Source organism: Undibacterium sp. TC9W (assembly GCF_049339865.1).
Taxonomy (GTDB): Bacteria; Pseudomonadota; Gammaproteobacteria; order Burkholderiales; family Burkholderiaceae_D; genus Undibacterium.
Map to the genome: position 1 here is coordinate 36,129 of NZ_JBMPPJ010000020.1, position 14,281 is coordinate 50,409.

At 52.8% G+C, this 14,281-nt stretch carries 15 protein-coding genes; all 15 read left to right on the top strand.

The window, feature by feature from the left end; translation table 11 throughout:
• Positions 1 to 42: 42 nt before the first annotated feature.
• The gene (locus ACO0LN_RS23125) at positions 43 to 942 is read left to right on the top strand and encodes a hypothetical protein (protein ID WP_422977888.1); all 900 of its coding nucleotides are present in this window, start codon (positions 43 to 45) and stop codon (positions 940 to 942) included.
• 105 nt (positions 943 to 1,047) lie between these two features.
• Positions 1,048 to 1,518, top strand: coding sequence for a phage baseplate assembly protein V (locus ACO0LN_RS23130; protein WP_422977890.1), 471 nt, complete (start codon positions 1,048 to 1,050; stop codon positions 1,516 to 1,518).
• Positions 1,515 to 1,784, top strand: a complete 270-nt coding sequence (locus tag ACO0LN_RS23135) for a PAAR domain-containing protein (protein WP_422977892.1) — start codon at positions 1,515 to 1,517, stop codon at positions 1,782 to 1,784. The genes ACO0LN_RS23130 and ACO0LN_RS23135 overlap by 4 nt, the downstream gene beginning before the upstream one ends.
• Positions 1,785 to 1,803: 19 nt before the next feature.
• Positions 1,804 to 2,157 (top strand): GPW/gp25 family protein, encoded by a 354-nt coding sequence (locus ACO0LN_RS23140; RefSeq protein ID WP_422978033.1) that lies wholly within the window; start codon positions 1,804 to 1,806, stop codon positions 2,155 to 2,157.
• Positions 2,154 to 3,005 carry a baseplate assembly protein gene (locus ACO0LN_RS23145; RefSeq protein ID WP_422977894.1) on the top strand — a complete coding sequence of 284 codons (852 nt, stop codon included), beginning with the start codon at positions 2,154 to 2,156 and terminating at the stop codon, positions 3,003 to 3,005. The genes ACO0LN_RS23140 and ACO0LN_RS23145 overlap by 4 nt, the downstream gene beginning before the upstream one ends.
• Positions 3,002 to 3,946 carry a phage tail protein gene (locus ACO0LN_RS23150; protein ID WP_422977896.1) on the top strand — a complete coding sequence of 315 codons (945 nt, stop codon included), beginning with the start codon at positions 3,002 to 3,004 and terminating at the stop codon, positions 3,944 to 3,946. The genes ACO0LN_RS23145 and ACO0LN_RS23150 overlap by 4 nt, the downstream gene beginning before the upstream one ends.
• Before the next feature lie 9 nt (positions 3,947 to 3,955).
• A complete protein-coding gene (locus ACO0LN_RS23155; RefSeq protein WP_422977898.1) occupies positions 3,956 to 4,453 on the top strand; it encodes a hypothetical protein in 498 nt (165 codons plus the stop codon).
• A gap of 11 nt (positions 4,454 to 4,464) precedes the next feature.
• Complete coding sequence (locus ACO0LN_RS23160) at positions 4,465 to 7,656, top strand: DUF4815 domain-containing protein (protein ID WP_422977900.1); 3,192 nt, start codon at positions 4,465 to 4,467, stop codon at positions 7,654 to 7,656.
• Between the two features lie 8 nt (positions 7,657 to 7,664).
• Positions 7,665 to 7,886: a hypothetical protein gene (locus ACO0LN_RS23165; RefSeq protein ID WP_422977902.1), complete on the top strand. Its 222-nt coding sequence runs from the start codon at positions 7,665 to 7,667 to the stop codon at positions 7,884 to 7,886.
• A 1-nt stretch (position 7,887) separates the two neighbouring features.
• Entirely contained in the window at positions 7,888 to 9,015 is a 1,128-nt protein-coding gene (locus ACO0LN_RS23170) for a hypothetical protein (RefSeq protein ID WP_422977904.1), read from the top strand.
• A 116-nt stretch (positions 9,016 to 9,131) separates the two neighbouring features.
• Entirely contained in the window at positions 9,132 to 10,307 is a 1,176-nt protein-coding gene (locus ACO0LN_RS23175) for a phage tail sheath protein (protein ID WP_422977905.1), read from the top strand.
• 57 nt (positions 10,308 to 10,364) lie between these two features.
• Positions 10,365 to 10,874, top strand: coding sequence for a phage major tail tube protein (locus tag ACO0LN_RS23180; protein WP_422977907.1), 510 nt, complete (start codon positions 10,365 to 10,367; stop codon positions 10,872 to 10,874).
• A 68-nt stretch (positions 10,875 to 10,942) separates the two neighbouring features.
• Positions 10,943 to 11,275: a phage tail assembly protein gene (locus ACO0LN_RS23185; RefSeq protein WP_422977909.1), complete on the top strand. Its 333-nt coding sequence runs from the start codon at positions 10,943 to 10,945 to the stop codon at positions 11,273 to 11,275.
• 8 nt (positions 11,276 to 11,283) lie between these two features.
• Positions 11,284 to 11,397 carry a GpE family phage tail protein gene (locus ACO0LN_RS23190; RefSeq protein WP_422977911.1) on the top strand — a complete coding sequence of 38 codons (114 nt, stop codon included), beginning with the start codon at positions 11,284 to 11,286 and terminating at the stop codon, positions 11,395 to 11,397.
• Between the two features lie 5 nt (positions 11,398 to 11,402).
• Positions 11,403 to 14,270 carry a phage tail tape measure protein gene (locus ACO0LN_RS23195; protein ID WP_422977913.1) on the top strand — a complete coding sequence of 956 codons (2,868 nt, stop codon included), beginning with the start codon at positions 11,403 to 11,405 and terminating at the stop codon, positions 14,268 to 14,270.
• The last annotated feature ends 11 nt before the right edge of the window (positions 14,271 to 14,281 follow it).

Consider the following 14,281-nt stretch of genomic DNA (forward strand, 5'->3'; position numbering starts at 1 on the left):
TATCCTACAATCGAATTAAATTATCATAAATGAAAGAAACTAATGTACCTATTTAAAGCGGCAGTGGCGAATTGTTTGATGATGGGCGAAGAAATTTCAACCTATGGCGAAAGAAGTTATAGAGACAAAGTAATTTTCAATTGCAATAGTTTCAAATTGACATTCATACAGAAGCCTGAAATTATTGAAAACAGAATCGATTTTAGGGACACCTGCACGGTTACTACTGAGGTGTCAGTAGAATTTGAAGACCTTCAAGATGTAGAAAAATTGGGTAGAACTTTAGATGACATTTGCTGGTTACTTTCTTTTGCATGCTTATCAAAAATTGGGTGCCCAAGTTATGAAATTTCAAATGGGCATAAAACCAGTACTGGAATTGTTGGTAAGGCAAATTTCTTCAGACCTTCTCTAGACATAATGCAGGGAAAAAATATTAGAGAATTCGTTGACCAAGTTTTCGATAATTACAAATTTTCTGTGACAACTAGAAAACTGAATGTCGTAATAGATTATTTAGTTGAATCAGATAAGCAAGCACAGCCAACGGAAGTAAAGTTGATTCTCTTGTTTGTAACACTTGAAAATTTAAAGCATACATACGCGGAAGAATTAAATATTCCGTTTAAAAAAGGGTTTTTTAGAAAAAATGCACGTGTCAGCAAAAAATCAAAAAGAATGGTTGAGGATGCTTATAAATTCGAGGAACTATTAGAGATGATGTTTAAATCAGTTGGGATGAACCCAATACTTGATACCATAATTGATCTGAGAAACGAAATCGTTCATTCAGGTCTATCAGTTAAAACACATGGACAACAATTTGAAATGTATTGTGAAATTCACGACATCATTAGGGAATACTTTTTTCGATTGCTTGGTTTTAAAGGAGTATTTCCAACCTATTCATCACGTGGGACACAATATAAAACTTTAAAATAGTAATCACGTTATACACCTTAATTTTAGAAGTGCTGTAAGTTGCTAATCGAATTAACAACCCTCTCTTAGATGACTATGTTCTGCTGACAGTTCAACATAGTCAGCATGAATTTCAATCTTGCCGACCTCTCTCGCCGCTTAGAAAACATAGTTCGCTACGGCGTCATTGCTGAAGTAAAGCATGGACGCGTACCGCTGGCGCGTGTCAAATTTGGCGACATCACTACCGCATTAATCCCCATTGCTGCCACGCGTGCAGGCGCAACAAAAACATGGTGCCCGCCAACAGTAGGCGAACAATGCATCATCTTTTCGCCGTCTGGTGATCTGGCCGCAGGCGTTGTGTTTCCCGGTGTAGCCAGCAATCACAACCAGGCACCAGACGACAATCCAGACAATCACCGCATTCAATACCCTGACGGCGCGACAGTTGATTACAACCACGCAGACCATCACTACACCATCACATTGCCAGCCGATGGCAAATTCAGTTTTGTTGTGGGCAATACCACGCTTGAACTGACCACAGACGGCACCATGCTGCGCACGCCTAAATTTGAGGGCGTCAAGTCATGAGCCACGGTATCGCAGTTAAGACCCTTGACCGTGCAGGCGGCCCACACCGCGCCGGTGGTCAAGACTTCTTTGCCGTTGATGGCGTGCCTGTCGTGGTGCTGGGTGATCGCATCGTCCCGCATGGCCCTGTGCCACACGCTAACCCTGTCATGGTTGAGGGTTCCACATGGATGACCTTGAACGGCATACCTGCATGCCGTGAAGGCCACCACGCAAGCTGCACGCATCCCAGCACAGGCCGTGACTGGTTTGTCATTCCAGACTGAGGCAAGGGATATAAAAATCATGGCAGGCATGAATTTAACCACCGGTGGACGTATAGCAGGCCTGGCGCATTTGCGCCAAAGCATTGCCGACATACTGACCACGCCGATAGGTAGCCGCGTCATGCGCCGAGACTATGGCAGCTTGCTGTTTGAGCTGATCGACCAACCAGACAACGGCGCGACACAAGTACGCCTGTATGCCGCCACCGCTGAAGCACTGCTCAAATGGGAACCACGCATCAAATTGACGCAGGTAAAAATTTATCGCACCGGCATACCCGGCAAAGTCATCATTGAATTGAAAGGCCAACTAGTGCGCGCATCAAAAGCCTTTAACTTGTCATTGCCGCTGACCATCCGGGGGCAAGCATGATTGATCTGAAGGTTGACTTAACTAAGTTGCCAGCACCGGCCATCATTGAAGAACTAGATTTTGAAGCCCTGGTAACCGCCCATAAGCAAGACTTTCTGCAACGCCAGCCAGGTGCGGCCAATGTGCTGAGCCTGCCATCAGAACCGCTGGTCAAGCAAATAGAAGCATTTGCCTATCGTGAAATGCTCTTACGCAATCGCGTCAACCAGGCCGCACGCGCCAACCTGCTGGCATTTGCCACCGGCACAGACCTTGACCACAAAGGCGCATTCTATGACCTGGCCCGCATGCCAGGCGAAGCAGACGAGCGTTACCGCTTGCGCATCCAGTTGCGCATTGCTGCCCTTGCTGGCAATGGCACTCCTGAGCAATACCGCCTGATCGCCATGTCTGCCAGCCCCAATGTAAAAGCCGCCAGCATCAGCAGCCCCAGCGCAGGCGTGGTAAGCGTCGTTCTGTGGTTGATTGATGTCAGCCAGGCGCAAGCCACGAGCGCCGCTGTTTTGACTGCACTCAATGCACCCAATGCCAGGCCGCTGGGGATACCTGTACTTGTGGCCGTGGCCCAGCCCTTGGCACTGAATGTGACTGCAACACTGTGGCGCGATGTCAGCGCCCCGGCTGATATCGTCACAAAAATTACCGCCTCTTTTACTGCTTCGCTTTCCACATATGCAAGCCTGGGCCGCAGTGTGCCGCTGTCCTGGGTAACAACACAATTGCAGCAACCAGGCATAAGCCGGGTGGAATTTCCAGTAAGCGGCCAGCCCGCAGGTAATACGGTCCTGGCTGCTGATCAATACGCTGTGGCCGGGGCCATACAGTTGACTGATGGCGGTGTCGCATGACCGACATTGCCCAACTTTTGCCACCCAACGCCAGCGAACTGGAAAGCAATCTGGTACGCATCGCCCCGCGTGCTGTCATGGATACCGCCGCAGACGCACCGGCCAACCTGTTCACCAGCTTGCCCGCCAGTTTTCAGCCATGGCTTGCAGCAGAGTGGAATTTATCGCAATTCTCGCTGCACTTCGACAGCACAGCCGACTTGATCGATGCAGGATTGCCCTGGTTGCGTGAACGCGGCAGCGCGGCCAGTGTGTTGCGTATCCTGGCTTGGATTGGCTACGACAATGTGACGATAGAAGAAGACGAGTTCTATGTCCACATAGACCCAGGAACTACCCTGGCCGCGCTGGACCTGGCACGCATACGGCAAGTGGTGAACGCATCCATACCAGCACATAGCCGTTTTTATCGCCTGTATCACGGCCTGGACCTGCGCGCTGGCCGCTTTGATGGCACCAGCTTTGATCAATGCTTGTTTGATGACGATTCTGGCATCTGGTCCGGTGACCCTGCAACTGATGGCGTAAAACTGTCATTTGGTGAAACGCACACGGCCACCGTCAACGCGCCGCCAGCATTGGCACCTATTGCAGCACACCGCCCGCGCCAGTTAAACACCATCGTTGACGATTCAATGATGCAGCTTGATAGCTGGGTACTCGATAGCGAAATCCGCTTAAACAGCGTTGTCAGCATCAGCGACCTGTCCACCGGCATAGTCAATCAACCGGCATTGCAGCCCCTGAGAAACGCGCATCACGCGACCTATTGCGCCGTGTTGAACGCCCAGCAAATGCTTGCCCCGATAAAAGCGATTGCACCAAGCACGTCTCTTAGCGTCTGTAAACCTGCATTGCCTGTCTATGGCTGGGCAGACCAATGGACAAGCGGCTGGGCAGTGACATACCCATTAATTGCTATTCCACCGAATCCACAATAAGGAACTGACATGGCAACCCTGCAAGACCAAGGCCGCATAGAGCTGGCCGAGCTTTTTAAAAATCGTCCATTACACCTGGCCTGGGGCCGTGGCCTGGTTGCATGGGACGCCGCACCAGATTCTGAAACTATCACCGCCACAGCCCTGGTGGATGAGATAGGCCGCCGCCTGGCATCACAAAAGCAATTCGTCGTACCAGAAACTGACCCCAACGCGGCCAACACCATCAAGGTGCCAAGCGGTGACCTTTACCGCATCGTCAATACGCCATCACGCTGGGTTCTTGTTGATTTTGTTTTTGACTACAGCGACGGCACCGGCGAAAGCATCCGCGAACTTGGCTTATTTGTAGGCACAGAAGTGGCCGCAGGCCTGCCAGTAGGTCAACGCTATTTCACACCGGCGCAGGTTACCTCGCCAGGCCGCATGTACATGCTTGACCATATCCCGCGCCTGATACGTTCCGGTGCTACCGAACAAGTCTACCGCTACGTTGTGCCTTTCTAAACAGGATATCCATGGACCAAAACATTAATTTACCTGGTTACCTGAACAGGTACGACCCAGCAAAGCAGTTTGATACAGTGCTGTATCGCGCAGACAAAGTAATTCAGTCTGATGAAATGAACGAAGTACAAAGCCTGCTGCAAGCCCGCATCAAAGGGATTGCAGATGTAATGATGGCTGACGCTGCTGTTATCCGTGATGCCCGCATCGTGGTTAATCCGCTGACCGGTGCCACCACATGCGAATCCGGCGCTTTGTACGTTGATGGCGCTATACGCGGTGTAGCCCCGACTATGTTCTCTATTGCGATTGTCGGCCTGGTCACTGTTGGTGTATACCTGCAACCGCACATCATTACCGAACTGGAAGACCCCAGCCTGAGAAACCGCGCCAAGAACGTGCGCGGTGAAGACAAGCCAGGCGCAGGCCGCCTGCAAAAGCTGCTTGTATGGGGCTTTGCCGGTGATGGCAAGACAGGTGATTTTTTCCCGGTCTATACCGTAGAAGACGGCACAGTACGCAGCAAGGAACCACCGCCGCAATTGGATGGCGTGACCCAGGCACTGGCCCGCTATGACCGCGATTCATCCGGCGGCAGCTATGTGGTCAACGGCCTGAACGTGACAGCCGCAGATAACCTGCCCAGCGGTGAACAGGTCTACACCGTCAGCGAAGGCCGCGCCAGGGTATCCGGCTTTGCCGTAGAACTCCCCACCAGTCGCCGCCTGGTGCGCGCTGCTGCACCTGATTTGCGCTTTGTAGAGAACGAGCCGCACCAGTCGACTGGACCAGCAGCCCAGCGCGTGAACTTTGACCGCGCACCAGCCGCGAACGTCACCCATGTGACCATCACAGCACAAAAGACCATAGACGTGGCACATGGCGGCTTTACTGGCGCGCTGGACCCGCTGGAAGATGGTTCTGTATTAGCTGTACTGTCTGTGAAGCAAGGCGCAACCACCTACACCAAAGACGTGGACTGGAAATTTACCGCCCAGCAAATGGACTGGACACCGGCAGGCGCAGAACCTGCACCAGGCAGCACTTACAAAGTGACATATCAATACCTGGCCACCGTACCGGCGACGGCATTTGATGCAGACGGCTGCACCGTCACCGGCGCGGTAGCAGGCACCACGATACTGGTCAGCTATAACCGCATGCAACCGCGCATAGACCGCTTATGCATGGACAGTACTGGCGCGCTGATCTGGCTGTCTGGTGTCGCTGCTGACCGCAACCCACGCCCGCCAACAGTACCGGCCAACCTGTTGCCGCTGGCGTCAGTATTCCAAAGCTGGCGCACCGGGCCGCGTACCGTCATGACAGACAGTGTGCGCGTGGTTCCCATGGATACCCTTGCTGCCTACGCAAAACGCCTTGATACGCTTAGCGAATTGATCGCACAGCAAACGCTTGTAAGCAATACCCAATTGCGCGATGCCACAGCCAAGCGCGGCATGCTGGTTGACCCGTTCATGTCTGACAGTGTGCGCGACCAGGGCTTAATCCAAACCGCCGCTATCTTTGGCGGTGAACTGACCTTGCCTGTGTCCGTACAGCCTAACTTGCTGTCCATCACCTTGACCGCCCCCCAGACTTTGCCATTCAACCCGGTCACGCTTCTAGAGCAACCATGGCGCACCAGCAGCATGAAGATTAACCCTTATGATGCCTTCGACCCGCTGCCAAGTGATGTAACCCTGACCCCGGCAATTGACCGCTGGACTGACGTAGATACGCAATGGAACAGCCCAACCACTGAGACCATCACAGAAAACATTACCCGGCGCGTGGGCCTTTGGATCGTGGAAAACGGCGAAGCCTACGACACCACCAACGAGATTACACGCGACATCAGCCACACCAGCAAGGCTGCGGAATACATCCGTCAAATCAGTGTCAGCTTTACGGTAAAGGGTTTTGAAGCGGGCGAAACCATACAAAGCCTGCGCTTTGATGGCATCACCGTAGTACCAGGTAACATTGCAACGCCAACGCCCGGCACCATCACCGGCACGTTTCAAATACCAGCCAAGGTGCCAGCAGGTAGCAAGCGCGTTGAATTCGTGGGCAGCCATGGCAGCTTTGGCGTTTCCATCTACAGCGGCACCGGCGTAGAGATTCAGGATGTAAAACAGCTGGTGACAGTCCACGCGTCCGGCTGGGTAACTTTTTTGAAGGCAGACCCGCTGGCCCAGACATTCACCCTGGCAGCAGATCGCCAGATTGCCGGGCTTGACCTGTGGTTCACGGCCAAGGGCAGTTCTTTGCTGGCCGTGCAGATACGTGAAACCAGCGTAGGCGTACCGAATCAAAAAGTAGTTGCCCAGGCACGTATTGCAGCATCCACCATCAACGTGGACGGCCAGGCCACAAGGATTAATTTTGATTACCCGGTAAGCCTGACCGGTGGTGTGGACTACGCCCTGGTTATTTTATGTGACGATGCCACCACGGCCACCAGCATTGCCGAGCTGGGCAAGTATGACGACCACAAAGGCCAATGGGTAGCAAGTCAGCCGTACACCGTGGGCGTGCTGCTGTCATCGAGCAACGCCACTACCTGGACACCGCACCAAGACCGTGACCTGGCGTTTCGCCTGCTGGCCGCAGAATTCAGCGCCACCACGCGCACCATAGCCCTGGGCAATGCAGCATTGAACAACGTCACAGACCTGATGCTGCTCAGCCTGGCGGAAACGCCAAGCGCACAGACCCGCGTTGAATATCAAATCACTTTGCCAGGTGGCAGCGTATTAAACGTGGACGACGGCCAGCCGGTGCGCCTGGCTACACCCATGACCGGGCAATTCAGTGTGACGGCTAAACTAACCGGTGCTGCCAACCTGTCGCCGGTGCTTCACCCTGGCGTCACGCTGCTGGCCGGTACGGTTTCCAACCAGGGCAACTACATCAGTCCCTTGGTACCCGCCGGGCAAAACGTCCGGGTGCGCATTGTGGTGGATTGCTATTTGCCAGCCGGTGCGGCCCTGACCGTCAGCGTGGCACCAGAGGCAGCAGGCGTACCGGTCTACACACCAGTGCCGTTTCTATCCAGCCGGGACATCGCCGCTGACTGGCACGAACTCACGTATGAATTGAACGGTGTCAATGCAGACCGCCTGCGCGCCAAGTTGGAATTAAGCGGCAACACCGCAGCCCGTCCACGTCACCGCAATTTACGCGTCATCGTCATTTAAGGATTGCCATGTTTGATCAAAAGACCGCTAACCGGCAATACCCATTGCCCCACATCCAAAACCCCGGTGCGCAGGAGGTTGACCGCATGCGTACAGCGTTCACGGCGATAGATGCCGACGTGACCGCGCTGAATGTGGGCTTGGGTACCAAGGCCAGCAAAGCCACAACCGACAACCTGCAAGCGCAGCTTGACGACCTGACTACCCTAATTTTTGCAGGATTGATCTGATATGAGTTCAAACAATTTAGCTGACTTCCGCGACCAGTACATAGCCCGCGCCCGCGCATTGCTGCAAGGCGTGGACCTGGCCCAAGCCACCACAAACATCATGGTCATCAATGGCGCGTTGTTTGGTGCACTGGACAAAGTCATTAACGCGCCATTGATAGGCCGCGACACCCTGGCCCTGTTTGACGCCATGACCAGCGCAGATATCGATGTCTGGCTGGCAGACGCAAGCCACCGCAGTGTATGGCAGCGTCTGTGCAGTGATGAATCCAAGACCATACAAGTGGCCTTGCAAGACGATGTACTGCGCCCTAAGCTGCTGGGCAGTGCCTTGGCATGGACAGACATCCTTGCATCATCTGTCATGCAAACATGGATACAGACCAAAGCAGCCTATCTGGTGCCATACATTGCCGCGATACCTGGTTGCCTCACTCTGACCGCATCCAACCGCACCACCATGGACAAATTTGCCAGTGTTCAAGCTGCTATGACGCTGATCTATGCGTCTACCAACTGGTTAACCGCGATTGCAGCCAACGCACCGGCACAAGACGCCATAGGGGCCAGCCTGACTGCCTTGCGCGAATTGGGCAAGTCTGGTCCTGGCATGACCGCGCTGTACACCAAGCTGACCAGCATCATGGTCTATCTGTTCGCAGATGCCACGGCATCGATAGATGCCTGGAACTTTGTATCGAGCGAAATCACAGCAGGCCGCACGGTGATGCCGACAGCGTTCTTTGCTGATGCTGGTATACGCACTTCATTGCATGGCAATACCGGCATTACTACAGCGCTGACCACTACAGCAACGGCACTTTATCAATGGCTGTTCACTAATAAAATGACTGTCTTATCCCGCAGCTATAACGCCAACACAGCACAACAAAGCGCAGGTATAGGCGGCAAGTTCCTCACGCTGGCGATGGCAGGCACGTATAACAGCGGCGCAGGCAATTTCTATTTGACCAGCACCACCAGCCAATTTGCTGCCACCCCAAACGGTTCCACTTCCCCCACTTTGACGACTGCCAATAAGCAAGTAGGCAGCCAAAACGGCGCAATGTACTTCAATGATGTAAGCACCGGCATTTTCTATATGTCTATCGGCTATCTCGCAATTTAAGGCACACCATGACACAACTGATTATTGACACAGCCAATCAAATCACAGGCTACAGCCAAGACGACAGCCTGCAAGCATGGGAACCATTGTTTCATCACCACAGGAGCATATAAACGATGTCCACAAACACTTACCACCACGGCGTTCGCGTTATTGAAGTCAACGAAGGCACGCGTCCGATACGCTCAGTGTCTACCGCCGTTATAGGCCTGGTTGCCACCGCTGACGATGCAGACGCAACAGTATTCCCCCTGAATACGCCGGTGCTGATTACCAACGTACTGGCCGCCAAAGGCAAGGCAGGCCACACCGGCACGCTGGCAAAGGTGCTGGATGCCATTTCAAAACAAACCAATGCTTTGACCGTTGTAGTGCGCGTAGAAGAGGAAGACGACGAAGCAGCGCAAACCGCCAATGTGGTGGGAACAGTCACACCAAGCGGCCAATACACCGGCGCAAAAGCTTTGCTGGCCGCACAAACCAAGTTCGGTATCAAGCCACGTATTCTGGGCGCGCCTGGCCTTGATACGCAGGCAGTAACCACAGAACTTGCAAGCATTGCCCAAAAGCTGCGCGCTTTTGTGTACGCATCTGCCTGGGGCGCACAAACGAAAGAAGCCGCCATTACATATCGCGGTCACTTCGGCCAGCGTGAAGTGATGGTGATCTGGCCGGACTTTGTGAACTTCGACACTGCCACCAATGCCAGCGCGTCAATACCGGCGGTAGCGTATGCCCTGGGCCTGCGCGCCAAGATAGACAATGACATAGGCTGGCATAAATCCCTGTCCAACATCGTCGTCAATGGTCCCACAGGCATTGCACGAGACGTTTTCTGGGACTTGCAATCACCTGCGACTGATGCCGGTGCATTGAACGCCGCCGGTGTCACCACCCTGATTAATAAGAACGGGTATCGCTTCTGGGGCAGTCGTACCGCTGAAGAAGCTGAATTCTTCTTTTTCGAGAACTACACCCGCACGGCCCAGGTGCTGGCAGACACCATTGCAGAAGTGCATTTCAGCTTTGTAGATAAGCCGTTGCATCCGTCCTTAGTGCGTGACTTGATAGAAGCCATCAACGCCAAATTCCGCGCACTCAAAACAGCCGGGCTGATCATCGACGGCAAAGCCTGGTATGACGAAGCAGCAAACGGCAAGGACAGTCTGAAAATCGGTTCACTGACGATTGACTACGACTACACACCAGTGCCACCACTGGAAGACCTGGTATTGCAACAACGCATTACAGACAAGTACCTGGCCGACTTTGCCAAGCGCATCAATAACTAACAACTGAATTCAGCCCGCTGCCATAGCGGGCCATCCACCAAACAACCAGGAGCAAACATGGGATTACCTAGCAAACTCAAAAACTTTAACCTGTTCAACGATGGTGCTTCATACATTGGCCTTGTACCTGAACTGACATTGCCAAAGCTTAGCCGCAAGATGGAAGACTATATTGCCGGTGGTATGTCTGGCCCTATCGAAATCGACTACCACAATGAAAAAATTGAACTCGACTGGACGGCGGGTGGCCTGCTGGTGGACGCGCTGGCGCAATACGGTGCTATCACCCACGACGCCATCATGCTGCGTTTTGCCGGTGCCTATCAGAACGATCAGGACGGCGCAGTAGATGCAGTAGAAATTGTGGTACGTGGCCGCCATAAAGAAATCGAAATGGGCAATGCAAAAATGGCCGACAAAAGCGAACAAAAATTCAAGACCACATGCAGCTATTACAAATTATCCGTCAACGGCGAAGAAATCATTGAACTGGACTTCATTAACGGCGTAGAAATTATAGGCGGCATCGACCGCACCGCAGAAATACGCGCCGCAATCGGCATGTAAGCAGCAAATCACCATTAGCAGCACTCGCAGCACAAACCACCCTTGCACACATTTAGAAAGTAGACAAAATGAGCGACACTCAAACAACACAAGCAACATCACTTGCAGCCCCTTTTACAAAAGTCATCATTCTGGATGAGCCATTGAAACGCGGCGATACAGAAATCACAGAAATCACATTGCGCAAACCAAAGTCCGGCGAACTGCGCGGCGTGTCCTTGATTGACCTGGGCAATATGAACGTAGTTGCCTTGCAGCAGGTTTTGCCGCGTATCACCGCGCCTATCCTTACAGCCCAAGACGTTGCCAACCTCGACCCGGCAGACCTGGTAGAGATTGCCTCGGAGGTGTCGCTTTTTTTAGTCAAGAAAGCGGACCGCATGGCATTCCCCCGTTCATAGAAGACGCCATGGCAGACGTGGCGGTAGTGTTTCACTGGCCGCCGTCTGCCATGGATGAATTAGGTGTCTTGGAATTAATGGACTGGCGCGAACGAGCCAGAGTACGCAGCACAACGGAGTAAAGCAGATGTCTGAACGTGACCTGAAACTGCAAGTCGTTTTTAACATGATAGAGCGCATTACAGCGCCCCTAAAACGCATCATTGGCGAATCAACCGCCAGCAGCAAAGCCTTGAAGGCCTTGCGTGATCGTTTGAAGGACCTGGACAGCCAGCAAAAAAACCTGTCATCGTTCAGGCATTTGCATACCGACATCAAACACACCGCTGGCAGGCTGGAAGAAGCCCGCCAGCGGGCAAAGAGTCTGGCTGAACAGCTACAGGCCACAGAAAACCCCACGCGCACCATGACGCGGGAATTTGACCGGGCAACCAAAGCGGCCCGGCTCATCAAAGAACAGCACCAGCAGCAAGGCCAGCAACTGCAAGCCCTGCGCGACAAACTGAACGCCGCCGGTATCAGCACCAACAACCTGAGCAGCCATGAACGCAGCTTGCGCAGCAATATGTCATCTACGAATAGTCAGATAGATGCCCAAAAGCGAAAATTAGCAGAACTCGCCGCCGTCAATGACAAGGTGGCCGCAGCACAAAACCGAATGAAGAAAACACGCGGCAGCGCTGGTGACATGGCGGTATCCGGCATGGGCATGACCATGGCCGGTACCACAATGGGCTTTCCAGTCGTTAAAAGCATAGACCAGGCCGCCCAGTTCCAGCAGCAAGTATCCCGCCTGCGCGCCCTGGGCATTGGTGACGAAATGGTGAATGAAGGTGTCAAGTTCGCCAAAGGCATGGACATCATGGGCAGCAGCAGCCTTGAAAACCTGAAGCTGCTGACAGAGGCGCAATCGATATTGAGAGATTTTCATCACGCCAAAGACGTGACACCCATGCTGGCGCAAATGAAATTTGGCATTGAGGGCGTTATGCAAAAACGCGGTGGTGGCGAAGGACACGGCGAAGCAGCAGAACGCATGTTCATGGACTTGATCAAAGTGGCCGAGCTGCGCGGCGCATTGAAAGACATGGACACATTTAAACGCGTGCTGGATTTTTCTACAAAAGCCTATGTCGCTTCTGGTGGCCTGGTCAAGCCAGAAGACTTGCTCAACATGATCAAAACCGGCGGTGTAGCTGCAAAACAATTGTCGGATGATAGTTTTTTCTTTGGCATGTTGCACAGCATTCAAGAAATGGGTGGCGACCGCACCGGCACGGCCATGATGAGCGCATATCAAAACTGGGCTGTAGGCCGGACCACTCAGCAAACAGCAGAAGAACTGCACAAAGACGGTTTAATCAATCCAGATTCAATTAAATACGGTAAGACTGGCCACGTTACCAAACTGATGCCGGATGCACTCAAAAACGCGGAAAAATACAAATCAGATCCATTTTTATATCTGATGGAAGATGTACTACCAAAAATTCAAAAACCGGGAATGACAGACAACCAGGTAGTCAGCAAAATCACGACGCTGTTTTCTAGCCGCAATGCTGCAAACTTGATGTCATCCATGTATCTGGAACGCGCCAATATACAAAAGCATAGGGTTGCGGCCAAAGGTGCATTTGGTATTGACCAGTTGAATCAAGAATCTGGCGCTGGCGTGAATGGCAAATATCTTGATCTGATAGCGCGCCGTAATACCTTAGAACAGGAATTAGGCGAACATATATTGCCTATTGTTAATTCTGGGCTTCAAATGCTCACGTCCACCATAAAAACAGTCACAGAATTTTTCCGAGAACATAGCACCACTGCCAAGGCCTTAAGTATTGGTGTTGCTGTCTTGGCAGGTAGCCTAGTTGTCATGGGGACATTGACACTGGCGCTGGCTTCCTTGCTGGGGCCGTTCGCCTTGCTGCGCTTTGGCATGGCAATGATAGGCATCAAAGGTGCTTTCCTTGCTGGTACTTTCGCCAGGGTAGGTGCGGGCTTTGCCAGAATAGGCCCATTCATAGGCCGTATGCTTGGATGGTTGCGCGGCTTACTGCCAGCATTGCGCCTTGTTGGTACTGCGCTGATGGTGGCTGGCCGTGCATCCTTAGCGTTTGGTGCTGCCTTGATGGCTAACCCCATATTCCTGGCAATTGCGGCCATTGCCGCGCTGGCCGCCGGTGCGTATTACCTGTACCACCATTGGGCACCAGCAAAGCAATTTTTTGACGGTATATGGTCATCAATCAAGGAAGCATTTAACGGCGGTATATCTGGCGTAGCTGCATTGCTGGTGAATTGGAGTCCTTTAGGCTTGTTTCACCGTGCCATGGCTGGCGTACTGGGTTATTTCGGCATCGATATCCCGGCCAAGTTTACCGAGTTTGGCAGCTTCATGATGCAAGGCCTGGTCAACGGCATTACCAATGCAGCCAGCACAGTGCGCGATACCATCAGCAGCATGGCAGATAACGTAGTGTCCTGGTTTAAAGAAAAATTAGGTATCCATAGCCCCAGCGTTGTGTTTGCAGAGTTAGGGCAATTCAGTATGGAAGGACTGGCCATCGGCATCGAGCGCGGCCAGTTGATGCCCTTAAACAAGTTGAACGCTGTCACAAAGCAAATGACAGCCCTTGGCACAGGCTTGGCCTTCAGCGCAGCTATGACGCCTGCTTTTGCCATGGACATGCCACAGCCACTGTTTAACCCGCAGCAAGTCGCCATGATGCAATTTGCAGCGCCACGCCTGGCAACAGAGGCACCGGGCCAGGCTGCGCCTATCCAGTTTGACCGTCGCCCGCCAGTGGCCCAGGCTGGCAATGCACCGGCAAATCAATACCATAGTGCAGACAGCATACAGATAATCATCAACCCTCCGGCAGGCACGGACCCGCAAGCAATCGCCAAAGCCGTGGCCGCAGAACTGGATAAGCGCGAACGCCAGAAGGCCCAGCAAAAACGATCTGCCATGCATGACTATGACGAATATTGATTAAGGACTAT

Coding starts and splice junctions, on each gene's coding strand:
- ACO0LN_RS23125 (WP_422977888.1), top strand. CDS start 43: ATGTACCTATTTAAAGCGGCAGTGGCGAATTGTTTGATGATGGGCGAA.
- ACO0LN_RS23130 (WP_422977890.1), top strand. CDS start 1,048: ATGAATTTCAATCTTGCCGACCTCTCTCGCCGCTTAGAAAACATAGTT.
- ACO0LN_RS23135 (WP_422977892.1), top strand. CDS start 1,515: ATGAGCCACGGTATCGCAGTTAAGACCCTTGACCGTGCAGGCGGCCCA.
- ACO0LN_RS23140 (WP_422978033.1), top strand. CDS start 1,804: ATGGCAGGCATGAATTTAACCACCGGTGGACGTATAGCAGGCCTGGCG.
- ACO0LN_RS23145 (WP_422977894.1), top strand. CDS start 2,154: ATGATTGATCTGAAGGTTGACTTAACTAAGTTGCCAGCACCGGCCATC.
- ACO0LN_RS23150 (WP_422977896.1), top strand. CDS start 3,002: ATGACCGACATTGCCCAACTTTTGCCACCCAACGCCAGCGAACTGGAA.
- ACO0LN_RS23155 (WP_422977898.1), top strand. CDS start 3,956: ATGGCAACCCTGCAAGACCAAGGCCGCATAGAGCTGGCCGAGCTTTTT.
- ACO0LN_RS23160 (WP_422977900.1), top strand. CDS start 4,465: ATGGACCAAAACATTAATTTACCTGGTTACCTGAACAGGTACGACCCA.
- ACO0LN_RS23165 (WP_422977902.1), top strand. CDS start 7,665: ATGTTTGATCAAAAGACCGCTAACCGGCAATACCCATTGCCCCACATC.
- ACO0LN_RS23170 (WP_422977904.1), top strand. CDS start 7,888: ATGAGTTCAAACAATTTAGCTGACTTCCGCGACCAGTACATAGCCCGC.
- ACO0LN_RS23175 (WP_422977905.1), top strand. CDS start 9,132: ATGTCCACAAACACTTACCACCACGGCGTTCGCGTTATTGAAGTCAAC.
- ACO0LN_RS23180 (WP_422977907.1), top strand. CDS start 10,365: ATGGGATTACCTAGCAAACTCAAAAACTTTAACCTGTTCAACGATGGT.
- ACO0LN_RS23185 (WP_422977909.1), top strand. CDS start 10,943: ATGAGCGACACTCAAACAACACAAGCAACATCACTTGCAGCCCCTTTT.
- ACO0LN_RS23190 (WP_422977911.1), top strand. CDS start 11,284: ATGGCAGACGTGGCGGTAGTGTTTCACTGGCCGCCGTCTGCCATGGAT.
- ACO0LN_RS23195 (WP_422977913.1), top strand. CDS start 11,403: ATGTCTGAACGTGACCTGAAACTGCAAGTCGTTTTTAACATGATAGAG.